General features: G+C 61.1%; 12 protein-coding genes, 1 tRNA gene and 1 rRNA gene. 10 read left to right on the top strand and 4 right to left on the bottom strand.

Annotation, left to right across the window (positions count from 1 at the left end; all coding sequences use genetic code 11):
• Positions 1–2 precede the first annotated feature (2 nt).
• Both ACILSO_RS27910 and ACILSO_RS27915 read left to right on the top strand, forming a co-directional pair.
• Entirely contained in the window at positions 3–2504 is a 2502-nt protein-coding gene (locus tag ACILSO_RS27910; protein WP_395740777.1) for a glycosyl hydrolase 2 galactose-binding domain-containing protein, read from the top strand.
• A gap of 13 nt (positions 2505–2517) precedes the next feature.
• Complete coding sequence (locus ACILSO_RS27915) at positions 2518–4383, top strand: alpha/beta fold hydrolase (RefSeq protein WP_395740778.1); 1866 nt, start codon at positions 2518–2520, stop codon at positions 4381–4383.
• 40 nt (positions 4384–4423) lie between these two features.
• On the opposite strand, the gene ACILSO_RS27920 is transcribed toward ACILSO_RS27915, so the two are convergent.
• Positions 4424–4500: transfer RNA gene (locus tag ACILSO_RS27920), tRNA-Met, on the bottom strand.
• Between the two features lie 114 nt (positions 4501–4614).
• Here ACILSO_RS27920 and ACILSO_RS27925 point away from each other — a divergent pair.
• From ACILSO_RS27925 to ACILSO_RS27950, 6 genes are all read left to right on the top strand, one after another.
• Entirely contained in the window at positions 4615–5451 is an 837-nt protein-coding gene (locus ACILSO_RS27925) for a DUF1080 domain-containing protein (protein WP_395740779.1), read from the top strand.
• Between the two features lie 250 nt (positions 5452–5701).
• Positions 5702–6769, top strand: a complete 1068-nt coding sequence (locus ACILSO_RS27930; protein WP_395740780.1) for a polysaccharide deacetylase family protein — start codon at positions 5702–5704, stop codon at positions 6767–6769.
• Positions 6766–8022: a glycosyltransferase gene (locus tag ACILSO_RS27935; protein ID WP_395740781.1), complete on the top strand. Its 1257-nt coding sequence runs from the start codon at positions 6766–6768 to the stop codon at positions 8020–8022. Before ACILSO_RS27930 ends, ACILSO_RS27935 begins: the two co-directional genes overlap by 4 nt.
• A 23-nt stretch (positions 8023–8045) precedes the next feature.
• On the top strand, positions 8046–9767 hold the full coding sequence (locus ACILSO_RS27940) for a glycoside hydrolase domain-containing protein (RefSeq protein WP_395740782.1): 1722 nt from the start codon (positions 8046–8048) through the stop codon (positions 9765–9767).
• Positions 9764–11002, top strand: a complete 1239-nt coding sequence (locus ACILSO_RS27945) for a GNAT family N-acetyltransferase (RefSeq protein ID WP_395740783.1) — start codon at positions 9764–9766, stop codon at positions 11000–11002. The genes ACILSO_RS27940 and ACILSO_RS27945 overlap by 4 nt, the downstream gene beginning before the upstream one ends.
• Positions 11003–11010: 8 nt before the next feature.
• A complete protein-coding gene (locus ACILSO_RS27950) occupies positions 11011–13539 on the top strand; it encodes an exopolysaccharide transport family protein (RefSeq protein WP_395740784.1) in 2529 nt (842 codons plus the stop codon).
• A 325-nt stretch (positions 13540–13864) separates the two neighbouring features.
• On the opposite strand, the gene ACILSO_RS27955 is transcribed toward ACILSO_RS27950, so the two are convergent.
• Both ACILSO_RS27955 and ACILSO_RS27960 read right to left on the bottom strand, forming a co-directional pair.
• Complete coding sequence (locus ACILSO_RS27955) at positions 13865–15463, bottom strand: DHA2 family efflux MFS transporter permease subunit (protein ID WP_395740785.1); 1599 nt, start codon at positions 15461–15463, stop codon at positions 13865–13867.
• A gap of 25 nt (positions 15464–15488) precedes the next feature.
• Entirely contained in the window at positions 15489–16622 is a 1134-nt protein-coding gene (locus ACILSO_RS27960; protein WP_395740786.1) for an HlyD family secretion protein, read from the bottom strand.
• 105 nt (positions 16623–16727) lie between these two features.
• Between ACILSO_RS27960 and ACILSO_RS27965 the strand changes: the two genes are divergently transcribed.
• Positions 16728–17675, top strand: a complete 948-nt coding sequence (locus tag ACILSO_RS27965) for a LysR substrate-binding domain-containing protein (protein WP_395740787.1) — start codon at positions 16728–16730, stop codon at positions 17673–17675.
• Positions 17676–17795: 120 nt separating this feature from the next.
• Here the strand turns inward: ACILSO_RS27965 and acnA are convergent, their stop codons facing one another.
• Positions 17796–20567 carry an aconitate hydratase AcnA gene (gene acnA / locus ACILSO_RS27970; protein ID WP_395740788.1) on the bottom strand — a complete coding sequence of 924 codons (2772 nt, stop codon included), beginning with the start codon at positions 20565–20567 and terminating at the stop codon, positions 17796–17798.
• A gap of 759 nt (positions 20568–21326) precedes the next feature.
• Between acnA and ACILSO_RS27975 the strand changes: the two genes are divergently transcribed.
• Positions 21327–21404, top strand: a 16S ribosomal RNA gene (locus ACILSO_RS27975); the annotation flags it as partial.

The raw sequence follows: 21404 nt of genomic DNA on the forward strand, positions 1-21404 counted from the left end.
TTATGAGAGACCACGTTCACTTTGCCCCGTGGACATGCTGTGCTCAGGCTCCTGGGGCCAGCCCGCCGGCGCAGCAGGGAGACTGGTTTGCAGCGTCTGTGCCGGGCACGGTGGCCTCCGCTTTGCGCGCACGCGGTCGGTGGGACATGCAAAATCCACCTGACATCGATGCGCAGGACTGGTGGTACCGCACCACCTTTGCGGCTGAATCGCGCACGGACAATGAGTTGTTCGAGCTTTGTTTTGACGGTCTTGCTTCACTGGCGGAAGTCTGGCTCAACGGTGAGCTTGTGCTGAGCACGAACAACATGTTCCGCACCTATCGTGTGGATGTTGACCGGTCTTTGAAGGACGAAAACGAACTGGTGATCTGCTTTCGCTCGGTCAGCGCAGATCTGAAAAAACGTCGTCCGCGGCCGCGCTGGAAAACCAACCTCGTCAACAATCAGCAACTGCGCTGGCTGCGCACGAGCCTGCTCGGGCGCATTCCGGGATGGTCACCGCCGGTGCCTGCGGTGGGGCCATGGGGCGAGGTGAGGCTGGAGCGTTCGGCGGTAATGCTCTCGGAGGTGCAAAGAACGGCTGTTCTGAGCGGCACGGAAGGTGTCGTCCGTTTCAGCGCTCAAGTGGGGGCGGCTCTGGAGATCACTTCGGCGCGGCTGCATGTGGGCGGGCATCATGCCGCACTGGAATGGCAGAACGGAACTTTGAGCGGTGAGCTGCGCATTCAGCATCCCGAGCTGTGGTGGCCGCACACGCATGGCGCGCCGACGTTGCACGCTGCAAAGGTGATCATCGAAACCGATGTTGAGCAGCACGAATTTCCGCTGGAGAAAGTGGGCTTCCGCCAGATCGAAGTCCGCAACGATCCTGGGTTCGCGATTCACGTGAATGGGGACCGTGTGTACTGCCGCGGAGCATGCTGGACCACGAGCGACATTTTCACGCTTCACGGCACGGAGGAGTATCTGCGGCATGATCTCACGCTCGCGCGTGATGCGGGCATGAACATGCTGCGCATTGGCGGCACGATGACGTATGAAAGCGATTTGTTTTACCGTCTCTGCGATGAACTGGGCATCCTCGTCTGGCAGGACTTCATGTTTGCCAACATGGACTACCCGGTTGATGACGCCGCATTCGCGGAAAACATCTCCGTGGAAGCGACTCAACAGATCCGCCGCCTGGCACAGCATCCCTGCGTGGCAGTCTATTGCGGAAGCAGCGAGATCGAACAACAGGCCGCCATGCTGGGGATGGCGCGCGAGCTGTGGCGCAACCGCTGGTTTGGTGAGCAGCTGCCCGAGATGTGCAGCCAGCTTCATCCGGGCACCATCTACGTGCCATCCTCCCCGAGCGGCGGGGTGCTGCCTTTTCACACGCGCACGGGTGTCACCCATTATTATGGCATCGGCGCCTATCTGCGCTCTCTGCGTGAGCTCCGTCAGGCCGATGTGAAGTTTACCAGCGAGTGCCTGGGCTTCGCAAACATCCCGGAGCCTGAGACAATCGAGGAGATCATGGGCGGGCTGGTGCCGGCGATGCACCACCCACGCTGGAAGCAGCGCGTGCCGCGAGACACCGGCGCAGGATGGGATTTTGAAGATGTGCGCGACCATTACCTGCGCGAGCTGTTCCAAGCCGACCCGGTGGCCCTGCGCTCATTCGACATGCCGCGCTATCTGGAACTGAGCCGCGTAACATCCGGAGAGATGATGGCTCGGACGTTTGCGGAGTGGCGCAGCGGCCACAGCCGCAATGCGGGCGCGCTGGTTTGGTTCTACAAGGATCTTTGGCCCGCTGCGGGATGGGGCGTTGTGGACAGTTCTGGCACGCCAAAGGCGGCCTATTATCAGCTCAAGCGGATGTGGCAGACGCGCCAGCTGACACTCACGGATGAGGGGCTGGATGGTCTGCATGTCCATCTCGTCAATGAAACCGCCGAGTCCGTGGAGGGCTTTGTGGAGGTGCAGCTGCTGCGCGAGCCGAATGTCAGCGTCGCCCGCCATGAGATCGCGGTGGAAGTGGGCGCCCGTTCTCTTGAAACACTCAGTGTGGATGAAATTCTGGGTGTGTTTTATGATGTGAACTACGCGTATCGGTTCGGCCCGCAGTCCCACCATGTGGTGATCGCCTCGTGGCTCACGGCCGGGCGGGAGATCATCAGTGAGTCCGTCCATCTCACGCGGATGCGCGATCCGGAGCCTCAGCCGCAGTGTGCCGAGATGCTGCAGGCGAAAGCGGTGGCCACGGGGGGCGGGCATTATCTTGTCACTTTGAAAAGCGAACGCCTGCTCCACTGCGTGCGGTTGTCCGCCCGGGGGTTTCTGCCGGCCGACAACTATTTCCATCTGGCGCCAGGCCGGCTGAAAGAAGTGTCATTTTCTCCCCAGGACGGTGACAGTGCGGTCTTCCGAGCGTATGTGGAAGCCCTGAATGTGATGGGTGAAGTCTCGGTTGATTTGAGCAGCGCACCCCACGAACCCAGTCATGCCCCCCGATGAGCCACAACCGCGCGTGCCAGAGCACTCTCTGCAGGCGGGTCAGGTGGAGCGCACAGCGTTCTACCTGGACAGTGGCGGGCACGCGTTGTTTGCCTGGCTGCACGCAGCAGCGGGCACGGTGGGTGCACATGGCGTGGTGATCTGCCCTCCGCTGGGGCATGAGCAGGTGCATTCCCATCGTACGCTGAGGCATCTGGCGGACCGTCTGGCAGCGCGAGGATTTGCAGTGCTGCGCCCGGATTACCTCGGCACGGGAGATTCCGATGGCACCGAGGAAGATCCGCATCGGCTGGCCACATGGCTGGTCAATGTGAACGATGCCGCGGAATGGCTGCGCAACACCGCAGGTTGTCAGAAAATCAGCCTTGTGGGGCTGCGCATGGGCGCGGCGCTTGCGGTGCTTCATGCGCAGCATCACGAAGTGGAGAATCTGGTGCTGTGGTCTCCGATTGTGAAAGGGCGGCGGTATGTGCGTGAACTCACCGCCCTGAGCCAGACGGCGCAGCTCGCAGCGGGCAGTTCCTCAAACTGCGTGGAGGCCATGGGTTTTGTCTACACGCGGGAGACCCTGGACGCGCTCGCCAAGATCGATCTTCTGTCTGGCGGTGTGCATTGCAGAAACGTTTTGATCGCCTCACACACCAGCGCGGGTGGTGACTCGGCGCTGCTGGAGCATCTGTGCCAGCAAGGCATGGTAGCAGAGCAGAAGGTGCTGCCTGGCTACGAGGGCATGATGGCTGAGCCCCATGACACCGTGGTGCCGCAGGAGGCTCTGCAAGACATTGAGGAATGGATGGTGTCCAAGGCGCCCCCGTCCGCTCCAGGCCGACGTGCGGCTCCTTCCCCGGGCATGATTTCAATGCAGGTCTCCAGTCCGGCAGCACTGCGTGAATTCCCGCTGCGCATCAGCCGTGCGCCCGATTTGTTTGGCATCATGACGGAACCTGTGGAGTTCTCGGATTCGCTGCCGTGGATCGTCATGCTCAATGCCGGGGCGGCCTATCGGATTGGTCCCGGGAGGCTGCATGTGCAGCTGGCGCGGCAGCTCGCGGCGCTTGGTTATCCCTGCCTGCGGTTCGACCTCAATGGACTTGGCGACAGTGTGCTGGCGGAGCAAGGCAAGGAGAATGACGCGTACGCCGCCACGGCTTTTCGCGATGTGGCCGCGGTGTGTGACTTCCTGCATGCGCGGGAGCCAGGGCGGCCCATTGTTTTGATGGGTCTTTGTTCCGGAGCCTACGTGGCTTTCCAGTCTGCCGTGCAACTGCGGCATCCTGCGATCATTGAAAGCGTGCTCATCAATCCTCTCGTTTTCTTTTGGAGGGAGGGAATGATCATCAATGACACGAACACTGAACAGCTCGTGGCCTGGCGGGAGTACTGGCGTTCCATCTTCAAGTGGAGCCAGTGGAAAATGCTCCTCACAGGCAAGACACGCACTGGGTTTGCGGGCTCAGTGAAACGCTTCGCCAGCCACCTCCTGCCACGTTTGCCAAAGCCTGGAAGGCTGGATGCGCCGAGTGCCGAGGCCGCGCCGCAGTGCGACTATGGGCATCCGCCCCGCAAAGATCTGCCGGGTGATCTGCAGCGGGTCGCCGCAGCCGCCCGGAGACTGGTCATGTTTGTTTCGGACAATGATCCCGGGCACTTCCTGCTCATGTATCAGGCGCGCCGCAAAGCCACCCAGTTGATGAAGCAGGGGAGCCTCCAGTGCTTCTTTGTTCCAGAGGCAGACCATACTTTTTCGACGGCTCAAGCGCGCCAGACCTTCAGCCGCAGCCTCCTGGAGTATCTGCAAGGTCGCTTTGAAACAGCCCCATCCCAGGAACGGAATTTGGAAGGAAAGCGTGCCACGCTGTCTCCGGCGCTCACCCCATAAAAAAGCCCCGCAACTCGTTGAATTGCAGGGCTTTTGAAATTGGTTGCGGGAGTAGGATTTGAACCTACGACCTTCAGGTTATGAGCCTGACGAGCTACCGGGCTGCTCCATCCCGCGATTTTTGATGGGCGATTAGAATCGGCTGTCCCGGGAGATTGGCAACCGTTATTTCGAATACTTCACATCTTGACCTGCAACATCGCCTGCGCCTTCTCGTTTGCTGCTTCCCGCATGAAATACACCGCCACCACACTCCTGCTCGCACTGGCGAGCCTTTCCGCCACGGCTGCCGATCCCAAAGCCGCCGCCCCTGCGGCAGACAAACCTTCGCCGATCGGCTATTCAGACACCCCTGTCATCCCGGGTACAAAGTGGAAAGTGCATGACATTGAACGTCCGCGCCCAGCCGCCGTGGCTCCCGGAGACAAGCCTGGTGCGCCGCCGGCGGATGCAGTCGTGATCTTCAACGGCACCAGTTCCGATGCCCTCCAGGCGAAGGAGAAAGACGCCAAGGGCAAAGAAACGGGAAAGCTGGTCCCATGCCCCTGGCAGATCGAAGACGGAGTCATGAAGATCGCCGGTGGCGACTGCTGGACGAAGCAGGAATTTGCGAGCTGCCAGCTTCATTTGGAATGGATGAGCGAGCCAAACACCAAGGGCAACTCGCAGAAAAAGGGCAATGCCGGCGTGTTTTTCATGGACCGCTATGAATCCCAGATGCTGGACTGCGACAACAACCCGACCTACGCCGACGGCATGACTGGCGGCGTTTACGGCCAGACCCCGCCGCTGGTGAATGCAGTGCGTCCCGCCGGGCAGTGGCAGGTTTACGACATCGTCTTCACCGCCCCCAAGCTGGAGGGTGGAAAGGTGGTGGAGCCAGCCTACATCACGACCTTTGTGAATGGCGTCTGCGTGCAGAACCACACAAAAATCATGGGGCCGACGAAGCACAAGCAGATCACCGATTACAGCGGAGAGTTTCCGGAGAAGGCCCCCATCCGCATCCAAGACCACAAAAACGATCCTCCCGTGCGCATCCGCAACATCTGGATCAGGCCGCTGTAAGCCTCGTCCTTCACCCATTTCACTGTCATCAAGGCCGGAGGGGATGCCCTCCGGCCTTGCTGTTTTTAAGCCGCAAAGGTCAAAGGTAAGGAAAAGGTAAGAATGTTACAGTATTTATGATTATTCCATTGAAGTTAATAAATCGGCACCTAAAGTGTGGTGATCTGCCGTAATGCCAGAATAATCATAACATCCATCAGTTCCGACCGTTATCGGCCTGCGCCCTAAGTCTTCCTTTAACCCTTTGATTATGCCGCTCGCATTCCACCCGCGCTCCATCAAAGCCGCCGCCCTCGTGGGTAGCGGGCTGGTGTCTTACGCACGGACGCGTCGTAGTGCTGAGGCTTCCATTCTGACGTTTCATGGCCTGAGCGATGGGGCAGGGGACAGCGGCATCCTCGACTATTCACTGCACCTGCCCGTGGAGGTGTTTCGCAGCATCTGCTCCATGCTCGCCAAGGAATACCATGTGGTCTCGCTCGCATCGCTGATCGAGGCACGCACCCAGGGCACCCGTCTGCCGGACAACGCCGTGGTTCTCACCTTTGATGATGGCTACGCGTCCAATTATGAACTCGCCTACCCGATCCTGCGGGAGTTTGACCTGCACGCGACCATCTTTGTGACCACAGGCTTCCTTGATGGCGTGGAAATGTTTTGGTTTCAGCGCGTCGATCTCGCGCTGGGTCGCACGAAAAAGGAACTTCTCGACTGGAGGATCAATGGAAAGAACCTGCGCCTCTATCTGGGCACCTATGAACTGCGCCAGCAGTCGCTGATGCGGCTGCTCCCAGAACTCAAGGAGCTGCCAGATATTGATCTGCTGAGCGAGGTGGACCGGTTGGAGGAAGCGCTGGAGGTGGATCCGTCCGATTTTCAAACATTGCCCAAATCCATGCGCCCGATGTCGTGGGAGATGGCATGCGAGATGTCCCTGAGCGGCCATGTGGACATCGGCGGGCACACCCATACACATCCCATTCTGGCACGCTGCGACTCGCTCTCCATGCGGGCCGAGATTGCCACCTGCCGTGAGCGGATTCACGCGGAAATCGGCGAGCTGCCCACGGCGTTTGCCTACCCTAATGGCGGCAGTGACGATTTCACCCGCGAGACCCTCATGCTGGTGCGCGAGGCGGGTTTTAAAGCCGCCTGCACCACGATCAGTGGTCGCATTCATGACAACGTCTCCATGTACCAGCTGCCCCGCTACGGGAGTCCTGCATCTGTGTGGGAGGCGGAGGCCACCGTTTCCGGTGCGTTTGAAACCCTCAAAGACTGGCGGCAGAGCTGCCTGAAAGCGATGTCGATGATATGAGGACGATCACGCTGAACACGAGTGACACCTTGCAGCTGCCCATCCGGCAGCCCGCGCGTGCCTTTGAGACGGCCAGGTCCCTGCCGGCACCTGCGCTCGACAAGCGGCCGGTGGTGCTGCATTTCTCCTACAGCATCGGGGGTGGTGGAGCAGAAGCCATGCTCATGAACCTGGCTGAATCGCTTGATCCAGCGCAGTTCCGCAGCGTCGTCGTGGCCATCAACGCCAAACCGTGGATCCCTCAGCTCAAGCGGCTGCATGAGGCCGGGGTGGATGTGCACGATCTCGAAAGCACCGCCTATCTCAATCCGCGCACGCTCGCCAGACTGCGTGCGGTGATCCGTGCAGAACGCCCCGCCATCGTGCAAACCTGGACTCACCACGCTGATCTTGTGGGCGGCTGGGCGGCAAAGCTCGCCGGAACGCGGAACGTGGTCTGGAGCATCCACTGCCGTGAAATCCACCGCAATCCCGGTGACAGCGACCGCAAGATGGCCTTCTTCCGCCGTGCGCTCTCACTGAGCTCCCGCTTCATTCCAAAGCGCATCATCTCGTGCTCTGCCACAGCCATCGAAGACCATGCGGGCATCGGCTATCCACGCGCCAGGATGCGCTGGATCCCCAATGGCATCAATGCCGGGCGGTTCGTTCCTGACATCGATGCTGGATTCGACACCCGCGCGGAACTCAAACTGCCGCCGAATGTGCCGGTCATCGGCTATGTCGGTCGTTTTCACGAGATGAAGGACCTGCCGACTTTCCTGCGCGCAGCGGCCCTTTTGCAGGCCCGCGTTCCTGCGGCTCACTTCGTGTTTTGCGGCGGTGTGGAAGTCGAAATGACGGAGGAAGAGCGTGGGCTGCTGGCGCAGCTGCCACAGCGGCAGCAGGTGCGGTTTGACTCATTCCGCGCAGACCCATGGCGCTTGTACCCGGCCCTGAGTGTTTTCTCTCTCTCCTCACGCACCGAAGCCTGCCCGATGACGGTGATCGAGGCGATGTCATGCGGAGTTCCGTGTGTGACCACGGATGTGGGTGATTGCGCCCGTTTGCTGGAAGGCCTGGGCACCGTCGTGCCGGTGCGTGATCCAGCGGCACTGGCCCAAGCTTGGGAAAAGACGCTGCAAATGGGCGCCACGGCGCGCGAGGAAACCGCCAGGGAATCGCGCCAGCGGGTGCTCGATCGTTTTACCATCGCCCACGCGGCGCGTCAGTATGCCGAAACCTACGCACAACTTGTGGAGGTGGGGTCGTGAAGGCTTGGGTGCTTCTTGCTCTGATGACACCCGCTGCCGCCGCTCCGGTGCAGGTGTCGTTTTGCGACGGCATGACGCGTGTTTCGCGTCATGGCGCGGCACCCTCGGCGGCGACGCACACGCTTTATGCCGCGCGTGGCGAATGGGAACCGTTTCAAATCATCGTCAGCGCCACCCCCGAACTGCTCAAGTCGCTCCAGGTCGTTGCCACAGCGATCGCCAGGCATGATTCAGAAGTCTTGCTGCCAGCACCCACGGTGTTGCGTGAGCATTACGTCCGCGTCTCCACCTCCACACCCAGGGCACCGCTCCCTCCGGGTGATTATCCCGACGCGCTCGTTCCGCTCGACATGGCAGGGCAGGATTTCAGCGGCAGCGCTGTGGTAAACCAGCCTTTCTGGGTGGATGTCTTCGTGCCGTACACCGCGGCACCGGGTGCCTACACGGGTGAGGTGCGGCTTCAGATGCCCGGGGGCACGGCTGTCACCGCCAGCTACACGCTCAAGGTGTGGGATTTCGATCTGCCTGTCGTTCCCAGTCTCCGCACCTCCATCATGACCACCATGCGGCACGTCGCCCAGGTGCATGGTCTTGAATACAACGACAAAGGGCCCTCGCTCGCGCATGCCAGCCTGCTCAATGCGTACTATGACCTGCTCGCAGAGCATCGTCTCAGCGTGGATCAAATCTACGGCAGTTATCCCGACGCCAGCACGGGCCGGCTTGATGAAGACAAGGCGGAGCGCGCGCTGAGAAAGCACCTGCTGCACCGGCATTGCAACAGCATTGGCCTGCCGATCTGGCCCAAGTGGCCGTTTCAGGATCCGCTGGGCCGCGACCGCGAAGCCGCGATGAACTATGTCGCGCAATGGATGAAGCTGCTGGGAAAAATCCACTGCGAGTCCCGTGGCTACGTCATCATGGGAGATCTCGATGAACCCAATGATGCGGCAGCCTACGCCACCGTGCGCCGCTGGGGCGAATTTTTCAACGAGGTGGAAAAAAAGCATGGTGTGCGTGTGCCTCTGCACGTCACCGAGCAGCCGGCGCCAGAAAAGAAAGCCTGGGGTTCGCTGCACGGCGCGGTGGACATCTGGGGACCTCACTTCAGCGAAGTGTGGAAGGACATGGAGTGGGCCGGCGGCGGCCATGACATTGCGGCACGCAGGCAGGCGGGCGAAGAAGTATGGACTTACGCGGCGCTGGTCCAGATGCCGGAGGCCTGGGAGCAGCAGCACGGCAGGCCGGCTCAGCTCACCTGCAGCTACCCTCCAGTGTGGGCGATCGATTACCCGCCGATGACCCATCGCATCGTTGGCTGGCTTTTCCCACGGCATGGCATCACCGGTTTCGATTACTGGGATACCATTTATGCCGCAGAAGGTGTGGATGTCTGGACGGAGGCAGGCACCTTCAAAGCGTCCGATGGCGCGGTATACAATGGCGATGGCTCGTTCATCTATCCAGCCACCGAGAAACGCCAGGGCCGCCATGCGCCGGTCGCGTCCATGCGTCTGAAATGGCTGCGGGAGTCCGTGGAGGATTATGATTACCTCATGCTGGCCCGCCAGCTGGGTCTAGAGGATGACGCACGTCGTCTCACCGTCACCTTTGCCCGGGGCTTTGGCGACTGGGATGACAACAGCGCGGCGCTTATGAATGCGCGGCAGGAGCTGGGCGCATTGATTGAATCTGTGCACAATCGCAAACAAACCGCCGCGCCCTTGGGAGGAGGCCTACGATGACCACAACTTTGCTCAGTCCTAAAACAACCACACGCACAAGCCCGTCCGCTGCTGTTCCGGCGGCGCGAAGAGGGGGCCTGACCCTGGAAATCATTCGTGATGTGGCGGGGTTTCACGCACTGCAGCCTTTCTGGGATGTGCTCGTCGGTCAGATGCACACGCGATCTCCCTTCCTGCGCTGGGACTGGATGCGCCTGTGGTGGGATGAGTGCCGCCAGGAGGCGCGGCTCGCCATCGCGGTGCTGCGTGATGCCGAAGGCGTGCCGCATGCCATTGCCCCGCTCATGCTTGCCCGGGAGTCGGATCCGGCTCGCAAACATCTTGTGACGCTGACCTGGCTGGCGGGATTTGGGGAGGCGCATGGCGAAAGGCTGGATCTCATTGTCCCCGCAGGGCAGGAGAAGGAGCTCACGCCACAGCTCTGCCGTGTGTTCAAAATGCTGCGAAAGGAATGCGACAACGTGCGGCTCAATCATCTCCCGGAGGAGTCACCCAACACGCAGCTTATTCTCGAAGCGCTCACGGCGGCCTACTCGCGCGCCGGTATTCTGAACCGCCAGACCTGCCGCTTCATCAACCTTCCGCGCTCGTGGGAAGAATACGAGGCGCGCCACAATTCCAAATGGCGCAACGTGCTGCGCCGCCGCCGCCGGGCGTTCACGACCGAGCATGCAGGCACTGCCACGCTGGCGGGAGAGCGCGTCACCCTTGCTGAAGCCATGAAGGAGCTGCGCGTGCTCCATGCCATGCAGTGGCCTTCGGGCATAAGCAGCTTCACCACAGACGCCTCCTGGCGTTTTCATCAGCGCCTGGCGGAAATTTGGGTGCCGCAGCAGCGCGCATGGATGCCGGTGCTCGAAGCTGATGGCAAAGTGATCGCCATCTTGTACGGCTTTATGGAGCGCGACGAGTTTTTCCAATACCAGACCGGCTGGGAGCAGTCGCTTTCCAAGATTTCTCCCGGCAAGCTCGTCATGCGCTGGGCCATTGACTGCTCCATGCAGCGCGGCCTGCGGGTGTACGACATGCTGCCCAGCGACTACGAATACAAACGCCAGTGGGCTGACGGGGCCAGGTGGCTGCTCGATCTCGAAGCTTTCAGCCCGACAAGCTGGCGCGCCACGGTCTTTCGCACCCTGCGCGCCATGCGCCGCCTGCTCCCCAGCCGGCGGACGACCGAAGAGTCCGGTACATCTCCGCAGGGACCTGAGGCGGCTCATTGCCCCGCCGAATAATCATCGCCATGGCCATTTCCTACAGCATTCAGCCTTCAAACGTCCCTCCTCCGGACGGTTTTGGGGCCATGCTTGCCCTCGCGCCGGCCTCCGCGCGTGGCCTGACTCCCGTGGCACCGTCCATGACCGTGCCTGCCCACCCGGGCATGTCGCCGGTGTTTGATCCGCGCGCCTTCTTACCGCCGATCAATCCGCAGGATTTTGAGGTGCAGTCTCTCATCAGCGTGGTGGACGTCATCGGCTACATCCGCAAGCGCTGGCTGCGTGGCGCAGTGCTGGGCCTCATGCTGGCGGCGCTGACGTTCTACTTCCTTGGCATGGGGGCAAAAATCTATGAGGCGGAGTCGCAGATGCTGCTGCGTATTCAGGACGGCAGCATGGTGGACATCGCTGGCGTGTCCTCCCGCGGACCTGGAGAGCTCAGCTCCGTGCAGCTGCTGAACAACCACCGGACGGAGATGCTCTCCCGGCGGTACCTGAGCTATTTCTATGATCATTTCACAGCTCAGCAGCGGGACGCGCTGCTGGAGCGCGAGCTGCATTCGCTCGGACGCAAGGATGAGTTGCTCAAGCTGGTCGGGCTTTACAAGCCGGGCAAGCCGGGGGAACCGCGCGAGCGCTTCATCAACCTGATGATCGCCAATGTGCGCGTGGAGCCGGTCAAAGAGTCGCACGTGCTGCGCGTGCAGATCCGCGACCGTGATCCGCAGACAGCGGCCGATCTGGCAAACCAATACATCAAGGAATACACCAGCTACGTCGCAGAACAGGAAAGCCAGCTCAGCTCGGATGCCGCCACGTTCCTCGAGGCTCAGTCCCAGGAGCAGCTGAAGCGTTTGCACGAGTCGGAACAAAGACTGACCGACTACCGCAAAAAGGAGGGCCTCACCGAAGACCTCGACTCAAAGGACGTTTCAAGCGACAAGGTGCGCCAGCTCAATGCGGCGATCACCGAGGCTGATTTGAAACTCACCAAGGCGAAGAGCGATCTCAATGATCTGCTCGCTGCCCAGAAGGCGGGTCGTGAACTGACGGAGCTGAGGATTTTTGCCGACAACGCCGACGTGAGCTTCATCCGCAAGCAGCTTGATGCAAAGATCGCCGAACGGGCGCCGCTGGAAGCCACCTGCGGCCGCCGGCATCCGCGCATGATCGGCCTGGCGAATGAGATCCAGTCGCTCCGGGCATCCCTTGACCGTGCAGTGAGCTCTGTCGTTTCCATGATCCAGGCGGAGGTCGAGTCGCAGCAGCGGCAGATCACCGACTACCATCGGCAGCTTGATGAAGCCCGGGGCGCCGCGATGGATGTGAACGGCAAAAACGTGCAGCACAATGAGCTGCGGGAGAAGGTGCGGATCGAACGCGACTTGTACGAAAAACTGGAGTCGAAGCGCAGCCAGGCCGTGATCACCGGACAGTTCCGCAACAGCGGAATGCTGCGTGTGGCGGATGTGGCGATGGCGCCGGAAAAACCCGTGAAGCCCAGCAAGCCCATCGCCGCCGTTGCAGCTATCCTGATGTTTGGCCTTTCGCTCATCGGCCTGCCGGTTGCCTGGGGCATTTTTGACGACCATGTGAGGAAGCTTTTCAGCCCCAAGGCTGAGAAACCAGGAATGCAGGACCTCACCCAGCACACCCCTTTTGGTTATGGTTTTCCGGTGCAGCAGCCTCAGGCCGTTCCGCCGGCGGCTTCGCCCTTCAGCATTGCCGCGCCTGCGGCGGCGTCTCTGCCTCTGGCGCCACCTTCGCGTCCTGTCTACCAGCAGTCGTTCCAGGCACCGCCCCAGCCGCAGACACAGCCTGTGCCACAGGCGCACGTGCAGGCGCGCGCGCAGACCCGCCCGCTTCCTGTGATGAAGCCTGCCAGTGGTGAAGCGACCATCCTGGCACGATTGCCCTACGTGCATGGCACCACTCCTGAGGGGATGCTTTCGGAACTGCTCAAGCCGGAACCCATTGGAGCATCCAGCGCGCTGCATCAGCTCACCAGCACTCTTGAAAGACAGGCGATGAACCGCGGCAGCACCGCGGGCGTGATCTTGATCACCAGCGCAGGTACGGGCGAAGGCAAGACACTGGTGTCCTCCGCCCTGGCCGCCGCCTTCTGCCATCAGGGCCGCCGTGTGTTCATGATGGAGTGCAATCCATCCTCTCCCACGCTGCACCAGTGGTTCCCCCGGGCCCTTCAGGGCTGCGGTGCCTATGCAAACAACTTGGAAGCTTTGCGCTATGGCCACAGCAATCTCTTCCTGCTGCCGGGCTGCGACCTGCCGGCCCACGCCACGAACGAACTTCTGGATGGCTACCGCACCTGGATCGAGCGCGCGAAGACAGAGGTGGACTGGATCATTCTCGACGCATCACCTCTCTTGAACAGTTTTGCCAACGTGGCTCCCCTTGCCCCCCTGGCCACGGATGTGCTCATCGTGAACAATCCCGCCAAAACCACCCCCGCGCAGCTGCGCGCGGGACTGGCATTGCTGCAGCCGATGATGTCTTCGAGCGCGCTGCGTGGCATGGTGGTGAACGGCGGGTAGAGAAGCGCTCAGCGGCCGTTTGCACGTGGTGTTTGCTCATGAGGAAGCGCAGAGATTATTTGGAATCGTAGCGAAGCGGAGATAGACAGCCGAAGGCTGCCCCGCAGGGGTGAGCGCAGCTACCGCTTTCGTGGGCCGGATTGCAGGCGAATGTCCGATAGCTGGCGAACATCATTCAACGCGTTGGGTTCGCGTCTGCTGACTGGCCTGCGGAGATCACGAGACGCTCGAAAGCGGTAGCTCCGGTCGTTCCTCCCTGCGCGACCGCACTCCCTATCAGAGTTGCACATCAGCAGGTCCGCTCGCCTGACTCTTTGCCCGTGGTTTAATGCGCGCCGCCTGCTGCTGCGCCGGTGGTTTTCGTGCACAGGAAGATCAGCGGGATCATGGAAAACAGGAGAAGGCCGGCGACATGGAAGCAGTCGTTGTAGGCGAGAATGAAGGCCTGCTTGCGCACGGTGGCATCGAGCAGATGAAGCGCGCGTTCTTGCGCGCCGACGGCGTCGATGCCTTGGGAAATCAGAGTCTGCGTGAGAGTGGCGAGGCGGTCGCGGGTGAGGGGATTGTAGAGGCTGACGGCTTCGCCAAGGTGATGGGAGTGGAAGTGCTCACGCTGGGTGAGCAGTGCGGACAGCAGTGCGATGCCGACGGAGCCGCCGAGGTTGCGCAGCATGTTGAAGAGGCCGGAGGCGCTGGCGGCGTTCTGCGCCTCAATGCCGCCTGTGGTGATGAGTGAAAGCGGAACAATGATGCAGGTAAGACCGATGGCGCGAATGATCTGCGGAAGCACGAGCTGATCGTGCGCGGTGTCGGACGTCATGCTGCTCATGAGCACGGCGCTGAGGCCAAACATGGCGAGGCCGAAGGCGACTATGGCGCGCTTGTCGAACCATTTCATCAGCGTGGGCATGAAGGGCATGACCACGAGCTGCGGCAGCCCCACCCACATCATCGTGGTACCGATCTCCAGTGCGTTGTAGCCCTGGATCTGCGTGAGGTACACGGGCAGCAGATACATGAAGCCGTAGAGGCAGAGGCCCAGGACGAGATTGACCAGACTGCCGAAGAAAAAATTCCGGCGGGCAAAGAGACGGAGATTCACCACAGGAGTGATCTTTTTGCGCCGCAGCGCGATGAGCACAAACACGGGCAGGGTGATGACGGCGATGATGGCGAGCCAGGTGATGAACTCGGAGCCGAACCAGTCTTCACGCGTGCCTTCCTCAAGAAAGACGGTGAGGGAGCCGAGGCCGAGGGCCATGAAGAGAATGCCCGCCCAGTCGCCCTGCTTCAGCATGGAGAGGCGCATGGGCGCGTCATCGAGGCCCCAGGCGATGGCGGATACGAGCAGGATGCCGGGCACCAGATTGATGTAGAAGATCCAGGGCCATGAATAGTGCTCCGTGATCCAGCCGCCGACGGTGGGGCCAATCGCCGGGGCAAACATGGCGCTGAGGCCGAAGAGGGCAAAGCCGACGGGCTGCTTGGACGCAGGGAGCTTGAGCAGGACCATGGTGGAAGCCATGGGGATGAGGGCGCCGCCGGTGAAGCCCTGCAGCGCGCGGAAGGCGATCATGCTGGGCAGGTTCCAGGCAAAGCCGCAGCAGATGGAGAAGACGAGAAAGAGAGTGCTGTTCCAGATGAGATAGCGGCGCATGCCGAAGACCTGCGCCAGCCAGCCGCAAAGCGGGATGACAACAATTTCTGGCACCAGGTAGGAGAGCGACACCCAGGAGCCTTCATCCAGTGTGGCACCGATGCCGCCGGTGATGTTTTGCAGCGAGGAGTTGGAGATCTGGATGTCCAGCACCGCCATGAAGGCGCCGAGCAGCGAGCCGAGCACGGCGACCCAGTTGCGGAAACTTTCACGCGAGGCCGGAACGGCTTCGGCCAGCGGGGCGGAGAATGTGTGGCTGCGTGTCATGGCGGTAGGAAGAAGAGATTTTGGCTCAAAGTTTCACACGCACGGTCGCGATCACTGACAGGCCGGGGGAGATCTGGCTGGCGAAGGCCTGGGCCTCGGATTCATCGAGCAGGATTTTCACCGGCAGGCGCTGGACGATCTTGGTGAAGTTGCCCGTGGCGTTGTCTGGAGGAAGCAGGGTGAATTTGGCGCCAGTGCCAGGCGAGAAGCTGTCCACACGGCCCGTAAAGCGCTGGCCGTGGATGGCGTCGATCTGGATTTCCACCGGCTGGCCTGCACGCATGTGAGAGAGCTGGTTTTCTTTGAAGTTGGCCACCACCCAGTTGTCCTGGGAGACGACCGCAAGCAGGGCCTGACCGGGCTGCACATGCTGCCCTGTCTGCAGGGTGCGTTTGCCGACGCGGCCGGCATCCGGTGCGCGCAGCACGGTGTAGGAAAGCTGAAGTTCGGCGTCGTTCACACCTGCCTGGGCGTGATCGCGCCCTGCTTTGGCGACGGCAAGATCTGCTTCCGCGGCGCGCACACCCGCAACTGCGGCTTGCTGGGAGGCAATGGCGGCGGTGTGATTCGCGGTGGCGGAATCGAAGGCGGCTTTGGCGGTGTCGAGATCCTGCCGGGAAATGGCGCGGCCTTCGTTGGTGTAGAGCTTTTCAGCGCGGTCGAAGTCGAGCCTGGCTTTTTCAAGCTGGGCGACGGTGACGTTCACCTTGGCGGCGGATTCACGACCAGCGGCTTCGGCACGCGCCAGGGCTGCCTCCGCCTGGGGAATCTGCGCTGCGGCCTGTTCCAGGGCTGTTTTGGCAAAGGCGAGCTTCATCTCGTAGTCGCGGGGGTCGAGCTTGGCCAGCGGCTGGCCTTTGGCGACGATCTGGTTGTCATCCACAAGGACTTCGAGCACATCTCCGGCGATGCGGCTGCTGACGGGATGGACGTCTGCCTCGATGAAGGCGTTATCGGTTTCTTCAAACTTGGCGGCATAGGCGAGCCAGGAACTCAAGGCACAGGCGGCCAGCGCGAGTGCCGGGATGCCAAAAAACAGAACTTTGGTGCGGGGACTCATCGTGCGTTTCGGCCTCGCGGCTGCCTTTTGACGTGGCGGCGGTTCGTCGAGCTCGATTTCGGGCATGCGGGTTTTGGGGGCGAGTGCGAGAGTGCTCATGGCGTTCTGAGGTGTTGATTTCGACTCCATCTTCCGCTCCCTGAGGGACGCCGAACATGACTTGTTTCCTTTGCGCGTTATAGCCAAAAGCTATAAGGTGACGGAATGGAACTGCGTCATTTGCGCTACTTCGTTGCCGTGGCGGAAGCCTTGAGTTTCAGCCGTGCGGCCACGCGTTTGCGCCTCGCCCAGCCTTCGCTGAGCACGCAGATTCGGGACTTGGAAAATGAGCTGGGGCTGGAGTTGCTGGAGCGAAACCGGAACCGCGTGGCGCTGACGGACGCGGGAGCGGTGTTTTTGAAAGAAGCACGGGCCGTTCTGGCGCGGGCGGAGAAGGCGGTGGCGCGTGCCAAAGAGGCGGCGTCAGGCGCCACCGGAGAGCTGCGCGTGGGCTCCATGGGGCCGCTGACCATCAGCTTTCTACCGGCCTGCCTCACGCGCCTGCATGCGGCGCTGCCCAAGGCGCGGATCAGCGTGCAGGAGACGGGTCCCTCAGACCAGCTGGCGCAGATCGCCGCGGGACGTGTGCACATCGGATTTGTGCCGGGGATCTTTGCCAGCCTTTCGGCTGCAAAACGGCTGACGGTGCGGGAGATCCTGCGCAGCCCGCTGATTGTGCTGGTGTCTGAGCATCATCCGCTGGCCAGGCGCGGCACGGTGCGGCTGCGGGAGCTGGAGGACGAGACCTTTCTGCACATCCTGATGTATGGCAGCGATGCCCAGCGCGTGTGGTCGCGGGAAATCTGCCGCAGCGTGGGGTTCCTGCCCCAGTTTGGCAGTGCGGCCTCCAACGCGGAAAACCTGGTGACGATGGTCGCCGCGGGCGAAGGCGTGGCGCTGATCCCGAAGATCGCCGAGCGCACGGGAACACCTGGCTGCGCGCCGCTGCTGGTGATTGATGCAGGACTGCACTACAGCCTCTGCGCGGTTTACGATGAGGACTTCCCCTCCGCGCTGCGGGATGCGTTTCTGCGCATTGTGGAGGAGGAGGCGCGGAAGGTGGAGGAGCTGGTGGCGGGGAAGGGCGAGGCCAGAAAGACAGGGGCGAAGTGAAGCGGGAAGGGATGCTCGGCGGAGGCTTGAGGACAAGCCTCCCTACCTGCACTGGGGTATAAAAAAACGCCCCAGAGACCTAAAGGTCATCTGGGGCGCGGAGTGGGTTCGCTCTACACGTTACGCATTCGCACGCAGGATCTGCGCAAGCACATACGGCAGGATGCCACCGGCACGGTAATAGTCGATCTCGACAGGGGTGTCGATACGGACGATGACCGGGACGTCGAAGCTGCTGCCGTCGGCCTTGTGGACGCGGAGGGTGGCTTCGCTCATGGGCTTGAAGTCGTTGCTCAGGCCCAGGAGGTCGAAGGTGGCATCGCTGAGGTCCTTCACCTTGTCGTAGTCAGCCTTGTCCTTGAAGTTGCAGGGCAGGACGCCCATGCCGACGAGGTTGCTGCGGTGGATACGCTCAAAGGACTTGGTGATGACGGCTTTGACGCCGAGCAGACGCGTTCCTTTGGCGGCCCAGTCGCGGCTGGAGCCCATGCCGTAGTCTTCCGCACCGATGACGATCGTCGGCGTACCAGCAGCCTTGTAGGCCTCCGCAGCGTCGTAGATGCTCATCTCCGTGCCTGCAGGCTGCAGGAGGGTGTCGCCACCTTCCTTGCCACCGAGCATGAGGTTCTTGATGCGCACGTTGGCAAAGGTGCCGCGGGTCATGACGAGGTCATTGCCACGACGGCTGCCGTAGCTGTTGAAGTCGGCCTGGGTCACACCGTGTTCCAGCAGGAAGCGACCGGCGGGGCTGGCCTTCTTGATCGCACCCGCAGGGCTGATGTGGTCCGTGGTGACGGAATCGCCGAAGATGCCGAGCGGGCGTGCGCCCTTGATCTCGGTGATGTCTCCGGGGGTCATGCTGAAGTCAGAGAAGAACGGCGGATGCTGGATGTAGGTGGACTTGGGGTCCCACTCAAACACGTCGCCCACGCTGCCCTGGATCTCGTTCCACTTCGGATTCTGCGAAGCGAAGTCGGTGTAGAGCTTGCGGAAGACGTCCGGAGAAAGGGCGGACTGCATGGCGTCCCGCACCTCGCTGAGGGTGGGCCAGATGTCCTTCAGATACACGCCGCTGCCGGCGATGAGCTCGTCCTTGCTGAGGTCGATATCGACCGTGCCAGCGATCGCGTAAGCGACCACGAGCGGGGGGCTCATGAGGAAGTTGGCCTTGATGCTCTGATGCACGCGGGCTTCGAAGTTGCGGTTGCCGGAGAGCACGCTGGCGGCCACGACATCCTGGCCTTTCACGACGTCTTCAATCCCGGCGTCAAGAGGGCCGGAGTTGCCAATGCAAGTGGTGCAGCCGTAGCCGACGGTCTGGAAGCCGAGCTTGTCCAGCTCGACCTGAAGGCCGGTTTTGTTGAGGTAATCCGTCACCACGCGGCTGCCTGGGCCGAGGCTGGTTTTGACCGAAGGCTTCACGGTGAGGCCCTTGGCGTTCGCCTTCTTGGCGAGGAGACCGGCGGCGAGCATCACGCTCGGATTGCTGGTGTTGGTGCAGCTGGTGATGGCCGCGATGAGCACGCTACCATCAGTGATGCTGTCCTTGATGCCGCCTTTGGAGTCGACGGTGACTTCGTAGGCGGTCTTGTCTGAAACCACATCCACACCGGCAGCCGCACCGGTGACGTCGATGCCGTCCGCCTTGGCGGCGCCGAGATGTTCGACCACCTGAGAGGTGGCGGCCTTGCCAAAGCCGCCGGCTTTCACATCGGCGCCCAGCAGGGCATTGAACTTGGATTTCAAAGCCGGCACTTCAATGCGATCCTGCGGACGTTTTGGGCCTGAGACGCAGGGGACGACGGTGCTAAGGTCCATCTCCATTTCGGTGGTGAACTCAAGCGCACCCTTCGCAGTCGGGATGCCCCACATGCCCTGGGCCTTGTAGTAGTTCGTGACGGTGGTGCAAAGCTCCTCGCTGCGGCCGGTGCCGCGCAGGTAGGCGATGGTTTCCTCGTCCACACCGAAGAAGCCCATGGTGGCACCGTATTCAGGAGCCATGTTGGCGATGGTGGCGCGGTCCGTGACGGGCAGGCTGACAGCGCCCGGGCCGTAGAACTCGACGAACTTGCCCACGACGCCCAGCTTGCGCAGCTTCTGCGTGACTTCGAGCACGAGATCCGTGGCGGTGACGCCTTCTTTCAGTGCGCCCGTGAGATAGACACCGACGACTTCGGGAACGAGGAAGGTCACCGGCTGGCCGAGCATGCCTGCTTCAGCTTCGATGCCGCCAACGCCCCAGCCAACGACGCCAAGGCCGTTGATCATGGTGGTGTGAGAGTCCGTGCCGACAAGGGAGTCGGGATAATAGACACCGTCCTTCTCCAGCACGCCCTTGGCGAGGTACTCAAGGTTCACCTGGTGCACGATGCCGATGCCCGGAGGCACCACCTTGAAGGTATTGAAGGCCTGCTCGCCCCACTTGAGGAACTGATAGCGCTCCTTGTTGCGCTCAAATTCCAGCGCGAGGTTTTGATCCAGCGCTGCCTGCGTGCCCGCGAAGTCCACCTGCACGCTGTGGTCCACGACGAGATCCACCGGCACGAGCGGCTCGACCATCTTGGGGTTCTTGCCCAGTTCTTTCACCTTCGAACGCATGGTGGCCAGATCGACGAGAAGAGGCACACCCGTGAAGTCCTGCAGCACGATGCGGGCGACGGTGAAGGGAATCTCATATTCACCAGGGGCCTTCGCATTCCAGTTCGCGAGGTTTTTGACATCGGCTTCCGTAACCTTCTTGCCATCCAGATTGCGCAGCAGGGACTCCAGCACGATGCGGATGGAAACTGGCAGACGCGAGACTTTGCCGATGCCGGCTGCCTCCAGTGCAGGAAGGGAATGATACTTGCCGGGAGCTCCGGAGCCGGTGGTGAAGGTGTGGGTGGTGTTCATTTTAATGGGTAGCAAGCCAACGAAATAGCAAGCCTAGCACGAATGACACCACTTTTTTGCCCCTCTATTGAGGCAGCTCGTCAGGTTTCCCCCTAAAGTCCGGGGGGCAACCCTTCGGAGTGGGTGGTTTTGAGGATCGTACATCCTTCAGCGAAGAGGCTGAACGGGCTCACGAGGCAGCCGGTAGGCTATGGGAAGAGCGCATGTCTGGCCCGCCTGCCGGTCAGACATGTGCAACGGCAGAACTTTTGTCCAAAAGCGGGCGTCCTCAATCATCAGTCCGAGTATGGAATGATCAGATACCATGATATACCATTCGAGATAAGCGACCCTCGAACAGGGATGTAAATTCGTGATGCACTTTCGCCTTCGGAGACATCATGGTGATGAGGTGGAAACAGCAGCCTTCGAATGGAATTGAGGGTCAAAAACCACCGAAATGCGAAGGAGACGCGAAAAAAGTGCAAAAAGATGCATAATGTAGTTGCAGGGTCTTAGAGCTGTACTACTCTCCTGACCCGCAGCGAAAAACGCGGGCTGAGAAAAGAAGGTTTGAGAAGCGAAAAGCGGCTCGAATTGACTGGAATCAGAAACGATCTTTTAGAAAACACAGAAGCAGTGAAGCGAGGGTAAAACCGAGTTTCGTTGCTTGAAAACAGAAGGCTAAATTGTGCGCTGCGCGAAAAGAAGCGCAGGCGTCTGTGGTTTAAACAGACGCAGTCAATTTGGCTGGCTTATTTAATAAGTCAGCACCAATAATTTTTGGAGAGTTTGATTCTGGCTCAGAACGAACGCTGGCGGCGTGGATAAGACATGCAAGTCGAACGGGACACCATG

Origin of the sequence: Prosthecobacter sp. (assembly GCF_044226605.1) — a bacterium.
In the GTDB taxonomy this organism is placed as follows: domain Bacteria; phylum Verrucomicrobiota; class Verrucomicrobiia; order Verrucomicrobiales; family Verrucomicrobiaceae; genus Prosthecobacter.

What these genes read in the sequence shown, in the direction of transcription:
- ACILSO_RS27910 (WP_395740777.1), top strand. Translation starts at nt 3, where the DNA reads ATGAGAGACCACGTTCACTTTGCCCCGTGGACATGCTGTGCTCAGGCT.
- ACILSO_RS27925 (WP_395740779.1), top strand. Translation starts at nt 4,615, where the DNA reads ATGAAATACACCGCCACCACACTCCTGCTCGCACTGGCGAGCCTTTCC.
- ACILSO_RS27930 (WP_395740780.1), top strand. Translation starts at nt 5,702, where the DNA reads ATGCCGCTCGCATTCCACCCGCGCTCCATCAAAGCCGCCGCCCTCGTG.
- ACILSO_RS27935 (WP_395740781.1), top strand. Translation starts at nt 6,766, where the DNA reads ATGAGGACGATCACGCTGAACACGAGTGACACCTTGCAGCTGCCCATC.
- ACILSO_RS27940 (WP_395740782.1), top strand. Translation starts at nt 8,046, where the DNA reads ATGACACCCGCTGCCGCCGCTCCGGTGCAGGTGTCGTTTTGCGACGGC.
- ACILSO_RS27945 (WP_395740783.1), top strand. Translation starts at nt 9,764, where the DNA reads ATGACCACAACTTTGCTCAGTCCTAAAACAACCACACGCACAAGCCCG.
- ACILSO_RS27950 (WP_395740784.1), top strand. Translation starts at nt 11,011, where the DNA reads ATGGCCATTTCCTACAGCATTCAGCCTTCAAACGTCCCTCCTCCGGAC.
- ACILSO_RS27955 (WP_395740785.1), bottom strand. Translation starts at nt 15,463, where the DNA reads ATGACACGCAGCCACACATTCTCCGCCCCGCTGGCCGAAGCCGTTCCG.
- ACILSO_RS27960 (WP_395740786.1), bottom strand. Translation starts at nt 16,622, where the DNA reads ATGAGCACTCTCGCACTCGCCCCCAAAACCCGCATGCCCGAAATCGAG.
- ACILSO_RS27965 (WP_395740787.1), top strand. Translation starts at nt 16,728, where the DNA reads ATGGAACTGCGTCATTTGCGCTACTTCGTTGCCGTGGCGGAAGCCTTG.
- acnA (WP_395740788.1), bottom strand. Translation starts at nt 20,567, where the DNA reads ATGAACACCACCCACACCTTCACCACCGGCTCCGGAGCTCCCGGCAAG.